The sequence below is a fragment of the Streptomyces sp. NPDC037290 genome (genome assembly GCF_055603245.1).
The window spans coordinates 1-16,435 of the sequence record NZ_JBVJVZ010000030.1 but is presented as its reverse complement, the minus strand read 5'-3'; the positions used below and the strand labels follow the sequence as shown (position 1 = coordinate 16,435).

Genomic DNA, 16,435 nt, shown 5'->3' with positions numbered 1-16,435 from the left:
TCCGCATCCGTACTGCTGTGCGTCCGAACCGCCCGCGCCGTCACCGCGGGCGGGACCCCCGACCGGGCAGGAGGCACGGTGCGCTTTTCGCGGAACGCGACGGGAACTCTCTTCGTGGGCGGTGCGATGGCCATGACCCTCGTGGCCCTGGCCTACCCGAGCATGCTCGGGCTGAACACGGTCACCGCCGCTCAGGACCGCGTCATCGCCAACACCCAGTGGGGTCCGCTCACCGAGCAGGACCGGGACTTCGTGGTGAAGGTGCGGGCGGCCGGTCTGTGGGAGTACCCGGTGGGCCAGATGGGGCTGCAGAAGGGCACCACGCCGGGAGTCATCACGGCCAGCAAGCACCTGGTCGACGGGCACGCGGCGCTGGACATCACCTGCCGCAAGATCGCGCCGATGCTGAACATCACGCTGCCCGACCTGGCCAGCCCACAGCAGCAGGGCTTCGTCAGCCAGCTGAAGGCGGACAGCGGGAAGAAGTTCGACAGCGACTTCGCCAACATCCTGCGGATGACGCACGGCGCGATCTTCAACACCATCTCGAAGATCCGGTCCACCACCAAGAACTCGCTGGTGCGCGCCCTCGCCGACCAGGCGAACAACACGGTTCTGGACCACATGACGGTGATGGAGAAGACGGGCCTGGTCGACTTCGACCAGACCCTGTTCCAGCAGACCACCCCGCCGAAGCTGCCCGCCTCCGACCTGACCCCGCCACCCCCGGCCCCGGGCCAGCCGGAGGTGGTCCTCACTCCGCCGCCGAACCCGACGTCCACGCCCGTCGACATCAACGGCATCACCGGCTCGGGAGCGAGCCCGAGCCCGACGGTGGGCTAGGCCAGCCAGACGGTCGTGTCCGGGGGCAGGGTCCGGGTGCCGGGCAGCGGCGTGCTGGTCAGCAACACCTCCCCCGGGGGCAGCGGCACCGCTTGCGCGCCGAGGTTGGTGACGCAGCGCCAGGCCTCCGAGCGGCTGAAGTCCAGGACTTTGGCGGGGGCGTCCGGCGTCCAGGTCAGCCGCTCGCCCTCCACCAGCTTGCGGCGCAGACGCAGGGCGGTGCGGTACAGCTCCAGGGTCGAGCCCTCCGTCCCGGTCTGCGCCTCGACGGCGTACGACGCGAAGGACACCGGCTGCGGCAGCCAGGCCCCGCCGCGCCCGAAGCCGTACGACGGTCCGCTCGTCGTCCACGGCAGCGGCACCCGGCAGCCGTCCCGGCCCTTGCGGACATGGCCGGTCTGCTCCCAGATCGGGTCCTGCAGGACCTCGGCGGGCAGATCGGCGACCTCGGGCAGCCCGAGTTCCTCGCCCTGGTAGAGGTACGACGAGCCGGGCAGCGCCAGCATCAGGAGGGTCGCGGCGCGGGCCCGGCGCAGGCCCGCCGCGGTGTCGATCGCGGGCGCGGTGCCGCCGGACAGCAGCCAGGCGGCCGGGTCGGTGCCCGGCGGCAGCATCAGCCGGGAGGCGTGCCGTACGACGTCGTGGTTGGACAGCACCCAGGTGGCGGACGCGCCGGCGGCCCGGGCGGTGGCCAGCGATCCGGTGATGACCTCGCGCAGCTCCTCCGCGTCCCAGCGGGTCTCCAGGTACTCGAAGTTGAAGGCCTGGCCGAGTTCGTCCGGGCCCGCGTACAGGGCGCGGCGGGTGCCGGGGACCCAGGCCTCGGCGACGGCGGTGCGCGGCGGGCTGTAGGCGTCGAGGATCTTGCGCCAGTCGCGGTAGATCTCGTGGACCTCGTCCCGGTCCCAGTACGGGTGGCTGCCCGGCGGGACGAGGGGCAGGGCCGTCTCGCCGGTGGCGCCGACGTCCCCGACGTCCCGCAGCGGCTCGGTGAGGTCCTTGGCGAGTCCGTGGGCGACGTCGACACGGAAGCCGTCGACGCCCCGGTCGCACCAGAAGCGCAGGGTGGTGCGGAAGTCGGCGCGGACCTCCTCGTTGTCCCAGTTGAGGTCGGGCTGCTGCGGGGCGAAGAGGTGGAGGTACCACTCGCCGTCCCAGGTCCGCTGCCAGGCACTGCCGCCGAAGACGGACTGCCAGTCGGTGGGCGGGTGTTCGCCGTGCGCGCCCCGGCCGGGGCGGAAGACGTACCGGTCACGGGCCGGGGACGCGGGGGCGGAGCACAGGGCCTCCTGGAACCACGGGTGCAGGTGCGAGGTGTGGTTGGGGACGAGGTCGACGACGACCTTCAGGCCGGCCCGGTGGGCCTCCTCGACCAGGGCGTCGAAGTCGTCCAGGGTGCCGAGGCGGGGGTCGACGTCCCGGTGGTCGGCGACGTCGTAGCCGCCGTCGGCCAGTTCCGAGGGGTAGAAGGGGCTCAGCCACAGGGCGTCGGCGCCGAGGGCGGCGACGTGGTCCAGGCGCTGGGTGACGCCGCGCAGATCACCGAGGCCGTCGCCGTCCGCGTCGGCGAAGCTGCGGGGGTAGACCTGGTAGATGACGGCCTGGCGCCACCAGTCGGGGTTCTTGGACGAGAGGTCTGCCATACGGGATCCCTTCGGGAAGGACGACAGTGGAAATCTGTCCACATTGCCCGGAAAGGGAACCTTCATCAGGAGGCGGCGGGGTTCGTCCACGGACTCACGGCCGTTCCACCGTCTCCAGGTACAGCTTCACGTAACGGTCCACGTCGACCTGCAAGGCCACGTCCACGAGGGCCTGTTGGCGCCTTCCCTCGTGGATCTCGGACTCGCCGGGGCGGGGGCGGCGGTCGACGATCGTCTGCCCCCGCCCCGGGCCGGGGGCCAGGCAGACCTCGACGGGCAGGAGCCGGGTGGTGATACCGGCCGGGTCGGCGACCACGCACACCGCGCCCGCGTCACCGAGGCCGCCCGCCTCCTCCGCCTCCGGGGCCTCGCCCTGCGTGGTCGGCCGGTGCGCGAGGAGTTCACCGGCCAGCCGGGTACCGGGATCGCCGCTCCTACGCAGCCGGTGGACGTCCGGGGCGTCCACGACCACCTGCATGAAGACGTCCAGGCCGTACATGGTGATCGGCACCCCGGCCGTGAGCAGGATCGCCGCCGCCTCCGGGTCGTGCCAGACGTTGAACTCCGCGACCGGTGTGGCGTTCCCGACGGACACCGCGCCGCCCATGAAGACGATCCGCTCGATGTTGCGGGTCACCTCCGGGTGGGTGCGCAGCAGCAGGGCGATGTTGGTGAGCGGTGCGGTGGGGATGAGGGTGACCGGGCGCGGGGACGCCAGGATCTCGCGGCGCAGGAGGGCTACCGCGTCCAGCTCGGACGCGCCGCGTTCCGGCGCGGGCAGGCCCAGGTCGCCCATGCCGTCCGCGCCGTGCACGTGCCGGGCCGAGCGGGCGGGCTCGATCAGCGGGCGCTCGGCGCCCCGGCCCACCGGGATGTCCGGGGCGCCCGCCTGCTCCAGCACGGTCAGGGTGTTGCGCACCACGCCGTCGACGTCCGTGTTCCCGGCGACGCAGGTCACCGCGCGCAGGTCGAGGCCGGGGTGGCGCACGGCGAGCAGCAGGGCCAGGGCGTCGTCGACGCCGGTGTCACAGTCGATGATCACGGGGATGGGCTGACCGGTCACAGCGGACTCCTTCGTCGTACCGACCCTCAAACCCTAGGTCTGTCCGGTCAGTCCCACAGCGCGGTGCCGCGCACGGCCACCCGGGCGGCGATCCGGGCCAGCAGGTCCGGCACCGGCAGCCCGCCGGGGCGGCGCCCGTCACGCAGGCGTACGGCGGCCAGCCCCGCCTCGGCCTCCCGGGCGCCGATCACCGCCTGGTAGGGCACCAGGCGTGCGGCGCGGATCCGGGCTCCCAGGGTGCCCTCGGCGGGACCGGCGAACTCGGCCCGCAGACCCAGCTCCCGGGCCTCGCGTACGACCGCCGCCGCCCTCTCCTCCTGCTCCTGCCCGACCGGCAGCACCACCAGCTGGATGGGGGCCAGCCAGGCCGGGAAGGCGCCGGCGTGCGCCTCGACGAGGTGGGCGACGGCCCGCTCGACGCTGCCGATGACGCTGCGGTGCACCATCACCGGGCGGTGTTTCGCACCGTCGGGACCGATGTAGTGCAGGTCGAAGCGGGCCGGCTGGTGGAAGTCGATCTGCACGGTGGACAGGGTGGACTCGCGGCCGGCCGGGTCGGCGATCTGTACGTCGATCTTCGGCCCGTAGAAGGCGGCCTCGCCCTCCGCCTCCTCGTAGACCAGACCGGACGCGTCCAGCACCTCCCGCAGCAGATCGGTGGCCCGCCGCCACAGCTCCGGGTCGGCGACGTACTTGCCGCCCTCGCCGGGCAGCGACAGGCGGTGGCGTACGGCCTCGATGCCGAGGTCGGCGTAGGCGCGGGCGATCAGCTCCAGCGCGCCGCGGGCCTCCTGGACCGCCTGCTCCAGGGTGCAGAAGATGTGCGCGTCGTTGAGCTGGATGGCCCGCACCCGGGTCAGACCGCCGAGCACACCGGAGCGCTCGGCGCGGTGCATGCCGCCCAGCTCGGCGATCCGGTACGGCAGTTCACGGTAGCTGTGGGAGCGGGAGCGGTAGATCAGGGCGTGGTGGGGGCACAGGCTCGGACGCAGCACCACCTCTTCGGACTCGTCGGCGCCCAGCCTCATCGGCGGGTACATGTCGTCGCTGTAGTGGTCCCAGTGCCCGGAGATCTCGTACAGCTCCCGCTTGCCGAGCACGGGCGAGTACACGTGCCGGTACCCGGCGCGGCGTTCGGCCTCGCGGACGTACTCCTCCAGGGTGTGCCGTACGACCGCGCCGTCCGGCAGCCAGTACGGCAGGCCGGCCCCCATCAGCGGGTCGGTGTCGAACAGGTCCAGTTCCCGGCCGAGACGGCGGTGGTCGGGCAGCAGCTCGTTCATGGGGTTCCTCCTCGGTGGAAGAGGCGAACACCCGCGTGGCACGCCAGAAGCCCCGGGGCGTTCGCCCCGGGGCTTCGATGCTGGTCAGGTGTCAGCGCGCCGGGACGGTCTCCGGCGTCGTCGTGCTCTTCGGGCACTGCTGGGCGCGCTGCATACGGCCGACCGTAGCAGCCCGGGGAGCCACAGGTCGAGCCGTTTCCGGTGGGCAGCCGAGCCGGCCGCTCACCCGGACGGACCGGAGCGCTGGTGGGGCGGGCGGGGCGGTGGTGCCGTGAGAGCAGGCACCCCACCGGCCCGCAGCCCAGGAGGCACCTCTCCATGATCGACGCGATACGCCCCCGCGGCCTGCCGTTCTGGCTCACCGTCGCCGGTCTCCTCGCCCTGGGCGGCTGCGCGGCCCTCGCTCTGAAGCAGCCGGCGACCGCGCCCCAGCCCCTCCCGACGGTCGACAAGCAGGCCCCGGCCCCGAAGCCGTCCGCGCGGGCCGACGGCTCCACGCTCACCGACGAGCAGGCACAGGCCGCGCTCATCACCGACACCGACCTCGGCGCCCCCTGGGCGCCGACCAGCGGTGCGGCCACCTGGCGGGACGCGCTGCTGAAGGCCACCACCGAGGCCGGCGACTGCCAGCCGCTGCTGGACGCCCTCTACGCCGACGAACTCCTCGGCGGCCCCGCCCGGGCCGCCATCGGCCTGGACGACACCGACACCGACGCCCAGATCCGCTACCAGATCGCCGCCCGCCGACCCTCCGACGTCGACGCGGCCCTGCAATGGCTCGCGACGATGCCGGCCCGGTGCGCGCGGTTCACGGCCACCACGGAACTCGGGACCGTCGAGGACGTCCAGGTCACCGACGCCCCGCTGCCGGAGATCGGGGACGCCCGCCAGGGCCTGCGGGTCAGCGTCGCCGCCATGACGTCCGACGGGCAGGAGGCCCGGCTCACACTGGACGTGGCCGCCGTCCGGGTCGGCGAGGACGCGTTCACCCTCACCAACGGCGGCCTCGGCGACGTACCGAACGACGCGACCCAGGCCGCCGTCCAGGTCGGCGCGCTGCGCCTGGCGGACGTCCGCAGACAGGGTCATGCGCAGGTGTGAGTGCTAGGACGGTGCCGACGCGGAGGGAGTGGCGGGCGGTCTCCGCCCCGTCACCAGCACCACCGCCCCTTTGTCCAGCCGCGCGTACAGCCACTTCGCGTCGGCCGCGCGCAGGCCGATCCAGCCGCTGGTCGCGGCGTAGTTGCCGGGCGCCTTCGGCTCGTAGGTGAGGGCCATGACGAAGGTGACCTCGTGCGTGTCGGCGGAGACCAGTTCGATCGCCCACGGAACCTTCAGCTCCGCCCCGCCGCTGCCACCGCCGCCGCTGCTGGGGCCCTCCGGCGTCCTCAGCACACGGACCGGGAACTTGCCGGCGACCGTGAACCGGCCGGTGGGCGTGGGCCGGTCCGGCACGCCGGGCGCGACCGGCAGGATGCGGCCGTCGACACGCATCGACATCGTGGTGAGGTCGACGACGGCGTCGGCGGCGGCCGCGCTCGTGGCGGGGGCCGGCTCGGAGCGCGGGCGGGGGCCGGTGGCCGGGGTGGTGCGGTCGCCGGATCCGGAGTCGTGGCCCAGGCCGGCGGTCAGCGTGAAGGCGACGGCCGCCGCGGTCGCGACCCCGGCGAGTGCGACGGCCGTACGCCGGCGACGGCCTCGTCGTACGGCGAGGCGGCGGATCTCCGCGCCCGGGACGGGCGGTGACAACTGGTGTCTTCCGGCCACCGTGTGCAGGGCACCGGACAGTCCGGCCGGGTGGCCGGTGCCGTCGCGGCCGGCGTCGTAGCCGCGGTCATCCGACACGGTCGCCCTCCCTCTCCCCCTCGCCCGGGGCCAGCACCCGCGCCAGTGCCGCGCGGCCACGGGACAGGCGGGCCTTGACGGTCCCCACCGGGGCCCCGGTTTCCGAGGCTACTTGCTCCACGCTCAGGTCGCACAGATGGTGCAGGACGACGGCCCTGCGCTGGGCCTCGGGCAGTGTGCGCAGCGCGCTGACGAGCGCGGCGTGCTCGGGGTCGGGGCCGGGGACGTACTCCGGCGGCGGGGTGCGCCGCACCAGTTCCAGCCACCGCCGGGCCCGTCGCCACCGGCTGACGGCGAGTCGCATCGCGACGGTCCTGACCCATGCCTCGGGCGCCCCGTCGGCGAGGAAGTCGCGCCGCCGGTCCCAGGCCCGTACGAAGGCCTCCTGCACGACGTCCTGCGCCTCGCCGTGATCCCCGGTGAAGGCGTAGAGCTGGCCGGTCAGCCGGGGGAACGCGGCGGCGTAGAACGCGTCGAACTCGTCCTCGGTCATGCCGCCCCCGCCATTGGTGCCCCAACTTCCCCGAACCACCGTGCAACCCGGACCGCTTCGCGGTGCGTACAGGTCCCGTACGCCGCACATGGAAGCACATCGCAAGGGGAACCGATGACGACCAGAGCCAGCCGCCGTCGCACCCACCGTTCCGGCCGCCGGCCCGAGTTCGGCGGCTATGCCGCCGTGGCCTGGCCGCGTCTGCTGCGCACGGCCCAGCTGCTGACCGGCGACCCGGCCGAGGCCGACGCCCTGGCGCGCGCCGCCCTGTCCGACGCGTACGCCCGCTGGCGGCGCATCCCGGGCAACGACGCCGACTTCTACGTACGACGGCTGCTGGTGCGCCGCCACCTGCGCGGCCCCCTGCGCCGACGGCCGCGTGGCACCCGGCCCGGCCCGGGCGTCCCGCTCGCCCGCTCCCTCGCCGCCCTGCCCGCCCGCCAGCGGGTGGTGCTGGTCCTGCGGCTGGGAGAGGACGTGGGCCGGCTGGAGGTCGCCGAGACGCTCGGCTGGTCGGTCGGAGCGGTGAAGTGGTACGAACGACGGGGCCTGAAGGCCCTGGGGGCCGCATGAAACGGGGCCAGCCCATCGCACCGCACGGCGAGTTGAGCGACGCCTTCGCCTCCGTCCGCGACGCGGCGCCCCGCACGCCCGTGCCGCTCGCGGCCATCGAGCGCGAGGGCCGGGCGCGGCGCCGCCGGCGCCGGATCACGGCGCTGCTGGCCGGCTGTCTGCTGGTGCTGGGTCCGCTCGGCTACGCCGGCCTGCGGCTGGCGGGCCGGTCCTCGCCCGGGTCCGCGACGTCCGCCGGGACCGGGCCGGCCGGGGCCGTGCGGGTGGTGGCGGCCGGCGAGCGCGTACGGCCGCTGTCCGGGGCGGAGTTGTGGCTGACGAAGGACGGGGCGCACTGGTCGGCACCGAAGGGCGGGGGCGAGGTCCTGCCGGTCGCGGGGCTCTCCTCGGACACGCCGACGGTCACCCTCCGGCTGGAGGTGCTGGACGGGCGGCTGCTGCTGGCCGGCGTCCACCGCGGCGGCGGAGCGGCCGCCCGCGTCGAGGTGGAGACGGCGTCGGGCCGTGTCCGGGGGACCGTGCTCACGCTGGCGGGCTCCCCCGGGTGGGACGTCTGGTACGCGACAGCGCCGTTCGTCGTCCCCCGGGACAAGCGGACGCCGCTGGTCACCCGGGTCACGGTGTACGACGCGGACGGCAGGGTCCTGGCGCGGGGCGGGGTGGGCTCGTGAAGCGTCTTCTCGTGCATCTGCGCCGCCGCCGGGGCCGCTGGGTCCGGCGCATCCTGGCCGGGCTGCTCGCCCTGGTCCTCGCGCTCGTCGGCACGGTCTGGGTGGCGTACCTGCTGACGGCCGTACCCGCCCCGCACCCGGAGACGGTGAGCCAGAGCACGGTCTTCCTGGACGCGGAGGGGGAGTACCTGGGCCGGCGCGGGCCGGTGGACCGGCAGGACGTGGCCCTCCGGCAGGTGCCCCGGCATGTCCAGGAGGCGGTGATCGCGGCGGAGAATCGTTCCTTCCGCACGGACTCGGGTGTCTCGCCCAGTGCGATCGTCCGCGCGGCGCTGTCCACGCTGTCCGGCGGGGAACGCCAGGGCGGCTCGACGATCACCCAGCAGTATGTGAAGAACGCCCTGCTCAGCCCCGAGCAGTCGCTGACCCGCAAGGCCCGCGAGGCGCTGATCGCCGTCAAGCTGGACCGCACCCGCTCCAAGGACGCGATCCTGGAGGGCTACCTCAACACCGTGTACTTCGGGCGCGGCGCGGCGGGCATCGAGTCGGCCGCGCGGAACTACTTCGGCGTGGACGCCCACCGGCTCACGGTGTCGCAGGGCGCGGCGCTCGCGGCCGTCATCAACCGGCCGACGTACTACGAGCGGGCGGGCTCGGACGCGAAGGTCACCGCGACCCTCCAGAAGCGCTGGCGCTGGGTCCTGGACGCGATGCGTTCCTCCGGCGGCATCACGGCCGCGCAGCGCTCCTCGGCCGCCTTCCCGGCCTTCCGCTTCTACCCGCCCGGCGACACGGACGGCCAGCGCCAGTACCTGATCGACGCGGCCGCCACGGAGGCCGCCCGCCGCCTGGGCATCTCGCAGGACCAGCTGGCACGCGGCGGCTACACGATCCGCACGACCTTCGACCTGAGCACGCAGTACGCGGTCTCGGAACGCGTCCGCGAACGCACGGGGGCCATGGGCCTGCCGAAGGACACCCGGCTGCACGCCGCCGTGATCGCCACGGTCCCCGGCGACGGAGCCGTCCGTGTCCTGTACGGCGGTACGGACTACGCCCACCAGCCCTTCAACGATGCCCTGTCCGGCGCGGTGGAGGCCGGCACGGCCCTGCGCCCGTTCGGCGGGGTGCGGCTCGGCGCCCCGCTGGCCGGGCTGGCGGGCACCCCGGCGCCGACACCACTGACCGTGGCCGCGGCGTACGCGTCGACGGCGGCGCACGGGGTCTACGCCACGCCGTACATGGTGCAGCGGATCACCCGGGGCGGCCGCACCCTCTACACGGCCCACCCGGACCACCACCGGGTCATGGACCCCGGCACGGCCGTGACCACGGCGCACTACGCCGCCGCGCGTCCCCTGCCGACGTTCACCGGCGGGGCGGGCACGGGCCCCGGCACCCGGACCCTGTGGCAGTCGGCGTACACGCCCCTGCTCTCCCTGACCACCGCCCTGTTCGCCGAGCACCCGGCCGCCAAGGGCCACCCGGCCAGACCGGCCCACCTGCCGGCTTCGGCCGGCGATCTGGCGGCCGGGGTCCGGTCGGACGTCTTCGGGGCCGCGGCGGCGGCCCCGGTGCGGGGGTGAGGGTCGGCGTTGCGCCACGGGTCACAACGGCGGCTGTGCCGGGGCCGGGCCCAGGGTGGTGGTGCCCGGGGTGGTGCGGTGGCCGAGGCCGGTGCGGTAGGCGTCCAGGGCCGCGTCGATACGGCCCGTGCGGCGCAGCAGATCGCCGAGGAGACGGCACAGGTCGGCCAGGTCGCCCGCGGCACCGGCGCGTTCCAGCAGGCTGAGCGCGCGGACGTAGTGCTCCTCGGCGGCCTCGGTGTCCCGGGCGTCCTCGGCGATGATGCCGAGCAGGCGGTGGGCCGCGGCGGCGTGCACCGCGCCGCGTTCGGAGGAGAAGTCGCCGAGGACGCCCCGGAGGAGGTCGGCGGCCTCGGCGGACTTGCCGCGGCGGTGCAGCACGTCGGCCAGTTCGACGGCGGCCTGGCTGCGGTAGAGGGCGGCCCTGCTGCGCGCGAGCATGGTGTGCGCCTGCCGCAACTCGGCCTCGGCGAGCTCCAGTTCGCCGTTCTGCGCGCGGACGTAGCCGCGCATCCAGTGGCAGTTCGCCAGTTCGGTGCGCAGACGCAGCTGGCCGTACAGCTCCGCTGCCTTGGCGAGGGAGGCGTCTGCCTCGGCGACCCGGCCCTCGGCGATGAGCGTGCGCGCCACCGAACGGTGCATCCGGGCGATCAGCGCGGGGTCGGCGGCCCGCGGCGCGAGCGCGAGGGCGAACTCGGCGGCCTGCGCGGCGCGGGCGTGCGCGCCCATGTCCATGTAGGGGCCGATGACGCTGGCGTAGAGCAGGAGCAGGGCGTCGGGGTCGTGCAGTCCGCCGCGGTTCAGTTCGTCGAGGGTGGACTCCAGGAGGTAGACGGCGTACCGCAGTTCACCGGCGAGGTAGTGCGCGACCGCGCGGCCGCGGAGGGCCGGCACGCGCACCGGGAGCGACTGGTCCGCGAGGCGCTCCTCGGCGCGTTCGAAGAACTCCCGCGCTCCCGCCAACTCGCCCGTCTCCAGCGCGCATTCGCCAAGGCCAAGCAGCGCGGTGGCCTGTTCGCGGCCGAGCCCGTGCCCCTCCGCCTCCGCGCGCAGCGCCGCGTACTGGACGGCGGCCTCCTCGGCCCTGCCGTCGGCGAGGACCCGCTGGGCCTCGGTGAGCCGCATCCGGAGGTCGGTGGCGAGGTGGGTCGGCCTGCCGGCGGCCAGTTCCTCGAAGGCCACGCCGAGCCGGCCGGCGATGTGCCGCAACGCCTCGTCGGAGGCGCGCACCCGGCCCGCCTCCAGGGTGGAGATGTAGGCGGGCGTGTAGGCGGGCTCCGCCAGCTGCCGCTGGGTCAGCCCGCGCTCGGTGCGCAGCCGCTGCACGCGCCGCCCGATGACCTGCGGATCGTCCCGCTCCAGCATTCCCCGTCCCCCAACTCCCCGGCCACCCCTTGCCGTTCGGGTTGTACAGCCCCTAGGTTAAACAGCGAGTTAAACCTGTTTAATACGCCACTGTCGTGTTGCGAGGTCACCGTGTTCGGACGCACATCCGCACCCTACGGAACCCCCACCGCACGCAGGGCGGTGGCCGCGGCCGTGATCGCCGTGGCAGCCCTGATCACGGCGGCGAACGCGGGCCCGGCCCGGGCGGCGGTCACCGCTCCCGCACCGGCGGCGGCCCAGCACGCGCACCACTGACCGGACTCAGAACCCGGCGGTGTCCGGGCCGAAGCCCAAGGGGACGGGGAGCGGGACGGTCAGGCCGGCTCGGCCCCAGCCGTCGCCATGGCAGACCTCCTTCGCTCAGCACGACGCTCCCAGCGTAAGCGGGGAAGCCACGCGGCGACTCGGAAGTTCACTCGAACGTGTGTGCCGTTACGTTTCGGCGAGGTGGTGCCTAGCCTTCCCCCATGATCTCCACCGCCGCCCGCACCGCCCTGGACCTGACCTCCGACCTCCCGGTGACGGACCTGGAGGACCTCTACCGCGATCTGCACCGCCACCCCGAACTCTCCCTCCGCGAACACCGCACCGCCGGCAAGCTCGCCGAACGGCTGAAGCGGGCCGGGTACGAGACGACCGAGGGCGTCGGCGGCACCGGCGTCGTGGGCCGGCTGCGCAACGGGGACGGCCCGACCGTGCTGCTGCGCGCCGACATGGACGCGCTGCCGGTCCAGGAGGCGACCGGGCTGCCGTACGCCTCCCGGACGGACGGGGCGATGCACGCCTGCGGGCACGATCTGCACGTCACCTGGCTCACCGGTGCCGCAGCGGCGCTGGCCGCCGGACGGGAGACCTGGCGGGGCACCCTGCTGGTGGTGGGCCAGCCGGCCGAGGAGACCGGGCAGGGCGCGGCGCGCATGGTCGCGGACGGGCTGTACGAGCGGTTCGGCCGCCCCGGGGGGGGGGTCGGGGGGGGGACCGCGTCCCGCACCAGGGGTCCGTGGCCTCCCCGCCCGTCAATGGCTCGTGTTGTGTCCCAAAAATGCGACACCGCGGGTGGGGGGGGCGGGCGGGGGGGTTTCGCCCACCCGGGTGTCCTGCTGAAACACCCCCCCGCTCCCGGCCCGGCGGGCCTGTATCCGCACGCCCCGGGCCTGATCATGTCGGCGTCCACGGACGTCGACATCGTGGTGCACGGCCGCGGCGGCCACGGCTCGCGCCCGGAGGCGACCGTGGACCCGGTGGTGACGGCCGCCTACCTGGTCACCCGGCTGCAGACGGTGGTGTCGCGGGAACTGGCGGCGGGCGAGTCCGCGGTGCTGACGGTGGGCCGGATCGAGGCCGGCACCCGGCACAACATCATCCCGTCCGAGGCGCGCGTCTCGCTGAACCTGCGCAGCCAGTCCGAAGGGGTACGGCAGCGGATGCTGGCCGCGATCCGGCGCATCGCGCTCGGCGAGTGCCTGGCCGCCGGCTGCCCGCGCGAGCCGGAGGTGACCGTCGGCAACACCTTCCCGGTCACCGTGAACGACGCGGCCACCGACGCCGCGGTGGCCGCCGTGCACGGGGAGGTCTTCGGCGCGGGCACGGTGTTCGACCCGGGCCCGGCGATGGGCAGCGAGGACTTCCCCGAGCTGGCGCTCGGCTCGATCCCGTACGCGTACTGGTTCGTCACCACCACCCCCGCCGAGGTGTGGGAGCAGGCCCCCGGTGACACCGTGCCGGAGAAGTTCGCGGCCGTACCGAGCAACCACAGCCCGCACTTCGCACCCGACCCGGCCACCATCGCCCCGGGCGTCCGCACGCTCGTCTCCGGGGCCCTGGCCATGCTGCCGGCGGCATGAGCAAGGAAGTTCAGCGGCGCCAGGCGGCTACGGAGCCGCCTGCAACTGCCGCAGCTGCCGCCGTACGTTCTCCAGCGCGCCCTGGCGGCGGCCCGGCACGCGCAGCCGCAACTCGGCGAGCGCGGGCCCGAGTTCACGTGCCGGAGCCGGGTCCTTGATACGCCCCCACTGATGGTGGGCCCGGTCCACGGCCGCCTCCACGGCAGGGGAGTCCGCCGCCTGTCCCGCGCTCAGCCGGGTCTGCGCGACGGCCAGCCAGGCCCGGCAGCTGCGCACCGGATCCCCCGCGAACATCGCGAGATCGGCGCGGACTTCGGCCCAGTGCAGGGCCTCGTCGGAGGCGGGACCATGAGCATCCACGGCAAGCTGCTCCCACCGGCCGGCCAGCCCGTCGGCATCCCCGTGCCGCCCGGCCCGAACGGCGGTACTGATGGCGGTGTGGGGGTCCTGGGCAGTGCCGGGCGGGGTGTCGGCCCGGCTTTCCCTGCGCGCGAGAGGGGTGGCGGGCGGGTGGGCGAACGGGGGTCTGGGGGCGGAGAACGGGGGTCTGGCGGCAAAGCCCCCGGGCAGCGCCAGCACCAGGTCACGCCCGGCACTCGACTCCGCGATCCGGGCCGACGCCTGCTCGTGCAGCGCGGGAAGCGGTGGCCGGTACCCGCTCCTCAGCAGCGTCGCCACCGCCTTCATGTACGCCGGCTCGGCCACCCCCCGCCGTCCGCCCGCCGCCGCCACACGACCGTAGACGGCGCTGTTGGGCCCGCAGTCCAGCCCGCGCTCGGCGACGTACCGCCAGGCCTCGCCCTCCGCGTGCAGGTCCACCACGAGCGCCGTGTCCGCGGCGGAGCGCAGCCGCAACTCCTCCCGTACCCAGTGCCAGGGCAGCCCGGTGTAGCGGACCGTGGCCGGCGTGGTGCGGGCCAGCGCGAGATGCGGCAGCCGTTGCCGGCGGTCCAGCTGGAGCTGCCCCGCGATGTACACGGTCAGCGGCCCGGGCGCGGCCGCGGCGGCGCGCAAGCGGGTCAGCACGGCCTGTGGTTCGAGCGGGTCGGCGAGTTCCACCACGTTGGCGGTGTCGGTACCGGACAGCACGGCGGGGGCCACGGCGGCCAGCACCGGCAGCACACCGGCCGCGTCCACCAGGCGCCCCCGGCCCACCGGCGAGGCCGCGAGCAGCAGCACGGTTCCCGGCATCGGTCCTCCCCTGTCGCCCCTGTCGGCCCTGATCACCCTGATCGGCTCTCCAGCCAGCACCGTAACCGCTGCGGCTGCGAACCCGCGTCTCAGAACCGCAAACGTCCCAGTTCGGGGTCTTCGCGCCCCGCCTGCGGTATCCGCCGTACGGCGAACACCGTGGTGTCGTCGCCCAGCCGGCCACCGCTGTGCCGGAGCACACCGTCGCGGACCCGGCGGACCAGGCGCCGGGGCTCGGCGGCGTGCTCGTCGGCGGCGAGGGCGCGGGCGATGTCCCGGGCCAGCGGATAGAAACCGGCCGCGCGGTCGCGGGCCTCGGTCACGCCGTCGGTGACCAGCAGCAGGGTCTCGTCGGCCGCCAACGGCACCCGGCGCACGGGCGGCGGGCTCTCCACGAGGTCGCCGAGGCCCAGCGGCAGCCCGTCGCCGCTCGGCAGCGCGCGGACTCCGCGCGGCCCGACGGCGAGCGGGGCCTCGTGACCGAAGTTGACCATCTCGACGGCGTCGAGGGTGTCCTCGGGGAAGCCGACCAGCACCGCGGTGGCGAAACGGTCGCCGTCGTCCCGGCCGAGCGCGCAGGTGTGCGAGCGGTGCCGCAGCATCCGGGTCTCCAGGCGTTCGGCGACGGTCGCGAGGTCGCTCTCGTGGTAGCCGGCCTCGCGGAAGGTGCCGAGCAGCGCGGCGGCGGTCTCCACCGCCGCGAGCCCCTTGCCCTGCACGTCGCCGACGAGGAGGCGGGTGCCGTGCGGGCCGGGCTGGATGTCGTAGAAGTCCCCGCCGACGCGGGCGTCGACATCGGCCGCCAGGTACACCCCGGCGTGCTCGAGGCCGCCCCAGCGCGGCGGCAGCGGGCGCAGCACGGTGCGACGGATGGTCTCGGCGATGTCCTGGATGTGCAGGGTCTGCTTCTCCTTGCGGATCCGCACGGCGCAGGCCACGGTGGCCAGCAGGCCGCCGAGGGCGACCAGGACGAAGTCGCCGAGGCCGGCCTGGTACTGGTCGGGCCAGGCGCTGTCGACGACGACGTACGTCACCACGGCCAGCGCGGCGAAGGCGCCCGTCGTCCACACCCCGCAGATGGCGGCGGCCGTGCCCGGGACCAGCACGATCCAGGTGATGATCCGGAAGCGTTCGGTGGTGTTGAAGTCCAGCAGCACGATCCCGGCGAACAGCAGCAGGGGTGGCACCCAGGCGAGGCTCCGGCCGCGTACGCGCAGCGGTCTGCGCCGCCGGCCGTACTCGATCTCCGTCACGGCGGGCAGCCCTCCTGTTTCTCGGCGTCTCCCAGCGAAACACGGGAGACAAACGGCCGCATCCGGGCACCCGTCACCGGTCTGGCCGACTTGCCAGGCCATGCCCCCAGGTGTGCTCTGGAGAGCGGGGGCGAGGAGAGAGAGGAGTGCTCCCATGGTTCAAGCGGCACCCGCGCCCGGCGGCATGCCCCGCCCCGGCACGCCCCGCACCGGCGACAGGCGGGCGATCGGGGCCAGGACGTCCGAGGGGCGCACCCGTCCGCCCGACGTCTTCGACGCGCGCACCCATCGCGTCGCCCACATCGCCGTCCCGGTCGTCCTGGGCCTCGTCTACGGCTACTGGGTCGCGGCCGACGCCCGCCAGGGCGGCGGCATCACCGGCGGGAACCTGCTGATCGGGTGGATCAGCGCGCTGGTGTTCGCGGTGGCGTGCATGGCCCTGCTGACGCTGGCGCCGCGGATGGCGCGGGAGGTGCACGCGTTGCTGTGGACGGGGTTCGCCGGCATCGCGTTCGGTTTCCTCTACATCCAGACGGGCCACTCGGTCTGGCGGTCCGTGCTGATGTCGCTGATCGTCGCGGGCTGCACCTTCGCCACGTTCTTCTACCGCTATTACACGCGCGAGGACGCGTTCGGGCACCGCGTCCGCTGAACGCGCGGACCGCGACGGGGAGTGGGGGGGGGAGGGGGGGAGGGGGGGGGGGGGGGGGGGCCCCCCCCTTCCCCCCCCCCCCCCCCCCCCCCCCCCTCCCGCTTCCCCC

The 16,435-nt window shown here is 74.5% G+C and carries 16 protein-coding genes; 8 read left to right on the top strand and 8 right to left on the bottom strand.

All coding sequences use genetic code 11. The features are described from left to right. The first annotated feature begins 132 nt into the window (after positions 1-132). Positions 133-843, top strand: a complete 711-nt coding sequence (locus tag ACZ7HQ_RS40370; protein WP_471001238.1) for a DUF4142 domain-containing protein — start codon at positions 133-135, stop codon at positions 841-843. Here the strand turns inward: ACZ7HQ_RS40370 and ACZ7HQ_RS40365 are convergent. From ACZ7HQ_RS40365 to thrS, 3 genes are all read right to left on the bottom strand, one after another. Continuing rightward, positions 840-2,486, bottom strand: coding sequence for a glycoside hydrolase family 13 protein (locus ACZ7HQ_RS40365; protein WP_471001159.1), 1,647 nt, complete (start codon positions 2,484-2,486; stop codon positions 840-842). The genes ACZ7HQ_RS40370 and ACZ7HQ_RS40365 overlap by 4 nt on opposite strands. A 94-nt stretch (positions 2,487-2,580) precedes the next feature. Continuing rightward, complete coding sequence (locus ACZ7HQ_RS40360) at positions 2,581-3,549, bottom strand: nucleoside hydrolase (protein WP_471001156.1); 969 nt, start codon at positions 3,547-3,549, stop codon at positions 2,581-2,583. A 47-nt stretch (positions 3,550-3,596) separates the two neighbouring features. Then, positions 3,597-4,832 (bottom strand): threonine--tRNA ligase, encoded by a 1,236-nt coding sequence (thrS, locus tag ACZ7HQ_RS40355; RefSeq protein WP_471001153.1) that lies wholly within the window; start codon positions 4,830-4,832, stop codon positions 3,597-3,599. Between the two features lie 318 nt (positions 4,833-5,150). Between thrS and ACZ7HQ_RS40350 the strand changes: the two genes are divergently transcribed. Continuing rightward, positions 5,151-5,933, top strand: a complete 783-nt coding sequence (locus ACZ7HQ_RS40350) for a hypothetical protein (RefSeq protein WP_471001150.1) — start codon at positions 5,151-5,153, stop codon at positions 5,931-5,933. Positions 5,934-5,936: 3 nt separating this feature from the next. Here ACZ7HQ_RS40350 and ACZ7HQ_RS40345 read toward each other — a convergent pair whose 3' ends face one another. Then, the gene (locus ACZ7HQ_RS40345; RefSeq protein WP_471001147.1) at positions 5,937-6,677 is read right to left on the bottom strand and encodes a L,D-transpeptidase; all 741 of its coding nucleotides are present in this window, start codon (positions 6,675-6,677) and stop codon (positions 5,937-5,939) included. Continuing rightward, positions 6,667-7,170 carry a SigE family RNA polymerase sigma factor gene (locus ACZ7HQ_RS40340; protein ID WP_471001144.1) on the bottom strand — a complete coding sequence of 168 codons (504 nt, stop codon included), beginning with the start codon at positions 7,168-7,170 and terminating at the stop codon, positions 6,667-6,669. Before ACZ7HQ_RS40340 ends, ACZ7HQ_RS40345 begins: the two co-directional genes overlap by 11 nt. A gap of 114 nt (positions 7,171-7,284) precedes the next feature. Between ACZ7HQ_RS40340 and ACZ7HQ_RS40335 the strand changes: the two genes are divergently transcribed. The 3 genes from ACZ7HQ_RS40335 to ACZ7HQ_RS40325 are packed head-to-tail and all read left to right on the top strand — an operon-like array spanning position 7,285 to position 10,000. Next, positions 7,285-7,743, top strand: a complete 459-nt coding sequence (locus ACZ7HQ_RS40335; RefSeq protein WP_471001141.1) for a sigma factor-like helix-turn-helix DNA-binding protein — start codon at positions 7,285-7,287, stop codon at positions 7,741-7,743. Next, entirely contained in the window at positions 7,740-8,414 is a 675-nt protein-coding gene (locus ACZ7HQ_RS40330) for a hypothetical protein (protein ID WP_471001138.1), read from the top strand. Before ACZ7HQ_RS40335 ends, ACZ7HQ_RS40330 begins: the two co-directional genes overlap by 4 nt. Continuing rightward, entirely contained in the window at positions 8,411-10,000 is a 1,590-nt protein-coding gene (locus ACZ7HQ_RS40325; RefSeq protein WP_471001135.1) for a transglycosylase domain-containing protein, read from the top strand. The genes ACZ7HQ_RS40330 and ACZ7HQ_RS40325 overlap by 4 nt, the downstream gene beginning before the upstream one ends. A gap of 21 nt (positions 10,001-10,021) precedes the next feature. Here ACZ7HQ_RS40325 and ACZ7HQ_RS40320 read toward each other — a convergent pair whose 3' ends face one another. Next, positions 10,022-11,365, bottom strand: a complete 1,344-nt coding sequence (locus ACZ7HQ_RS40320; protein ID WP_471001132.1) for a helix-turn-helix domain-containing protein — start codon at positions 11,363-11,365, stop codon at positions 10,022-10,024. 111 nt (positions 11,366-11,476) lie between these two features. Between ACZ7HQ_RS40320 and ACZ7HQ_RS40315 the strand changes: the two genes are divergently transcribed. Next, positions 11,477-11,641 carry a hypothetical protein gene (locus ACZ7HQ_RS40315; protein WP_471001129.1) on the top strand — a complete coding sequence of 55 codons (165 nt, stop codon included), beginning with the start codon at positions 11,477-11,479 and terminating at the stop codon, positions 11,639-11,641. 212 nt (positions 11,642-11,853) lie between these two features. After that, the gene (locus tag ACZ7HQ_RS40310; RefSeq protein ID WP_471001126.1) at positions 11,854-13,230 is read left to right on the top strand and encodes a M20/M25/M40 family metallo-hydrolase; all 1,377 of its coding nucleotides are present in this window, start codon (positions 11,854-11,856) and stop codon (positions 13,228-13,230) included. Positions 13,231-13,257: 27 nt separating this feature from the next. On the opposite strand, the gene ACZ7HQ_RS40305 is transcribed toward ACZ7HQ_RS40310, so the two are convergent. Both ACZ7HQ_RS40305 and ACZ7HQ_RS40300 read right to left on the bottom strand, forming a co-directional pair. After that, positions 13,258-14,421 (bottom strand): hypothetical protein, encoded by a 1,164-nt coding sequence (locus ACZ7HQ_RS40305; protein WP_471001123.1) that lies wholly within the window; start codon positions 14,419-14,421, stop codon positions 13,258-13,260. Between the two features lie 89 nt (positions 14,422-14,510). Next, the gene (locus tag ACZ7HQ_RS40300) at positions 14,511-15,674 is read right to left on the bottom strand and encodes a PP2C family protein-serine/threonine phosphatase (protein ID WP_471001120.1); all 1,164 of its coding nucleotides are present in this window, start codon (positions 15,672-15,674) and stop codon (positions 14,511-14,513) included. 154 nt (positions 15,675-15,828) lie between these two features. Here ACZ7HQ_RS40300 and ACZ7HQ_RS40295 point away from each other — a divergent pair, with 154 nt between their 5' ends. Next, positions 15,829-16,326, top strand: a complete 498-nt coding sequence (locus ACZ7HQ_RS40295; protein ID WP_471001117.1) for a hypothetical protein — start codon at positions 15,829-15,831, stop codon at positions 16,324-16,326. The last annotated feature ends 109 nt before the right edge of the window (positions 16,327-16,435 follow it).

Bases quoted from the DNA above. Each gene is read 5' to 3' on its own strand.
- ACZ7HQ_RS40370 (WP_471001238.1), top strand. From the start codon at position 133: ATGACCCTCGTGGCCCTGGCCTACCCGAGCATGCTCGGGCTGAACACG.
- ACZ7HQ_RS40365 (WP_471001159.1), bottom strand. From the start codon at position 2,486: ATGGCAGACCTCTCGTCCAAGAACCCCGACTGGTGGCGCCAGGCCGTC.
- thrS (WP_471001153.1), bottom strand. From the start codon at position 4,832: ATGAACGAGCTGCTGCCCGACCACCGCCGTCTCGGCCGGGAACTGGAC.
- ACZ7HQ_RS40350 (WP_471001150.1), top strand. From the start codon at position 5,151: ATGATCGACGCGATACGCCCCCGCGGCCTGCCGTTCTGGCTCACCGTC.
- ACZ7HQ_RS40340 (WP_471001144.1), bottom strand. From the start codon at position 7,170: ATGACCGAGGACGAGTTCGACGCGTTCTACGCCGCCGCGTTCCCCCGG.
- ACZ7HQ_RS40335 (WP_471001141.1), top strand. From the start codon at position 7,285: ATGACGACCAGAGCCAGCCGCCGTCGCACCCACCGTTCCGGCCGCCGG.
- ACZ7HQ_RS40330 (WP_471001138.1), top strand. From the start codon at position 7,740: ATGAAACGGGGCCAGCCCATCGCACCGCACGGCGAGTTGAGCGACGCC.
- ACZ7HQ_RS40320 (WP_471001132.1), bottom strand. From the start codon at position 11,365: ATGCTGGAGCGGGACGATCCGCAGGTCATCGGGCGGCGCGTGCAGCGG.
- ACZ7HQ_RS40310 (WP_471001126.1), top strand. From the start codon at position 11,854: ATGATCTCCACCGCCGCCCGCACCGCCCTGGACCTGACCTCCGACCTC.
- ACZ7HQ_RS40305 (WP_471001123.1), bottom strand. From the start codon at position 14,421: ATGCCGGGAACCGTGCTGCTGCTCGCGGCCTCGCCGGTGGGCCGGGGG.
- ACZ7HQ_RS40295 (WP_471001117.1), top strand. From the start codon at position 15,829: ATGGTTCAAGCGGCACCCGCGCCCGGCGGCATGCCCCGCCCCGGCACG.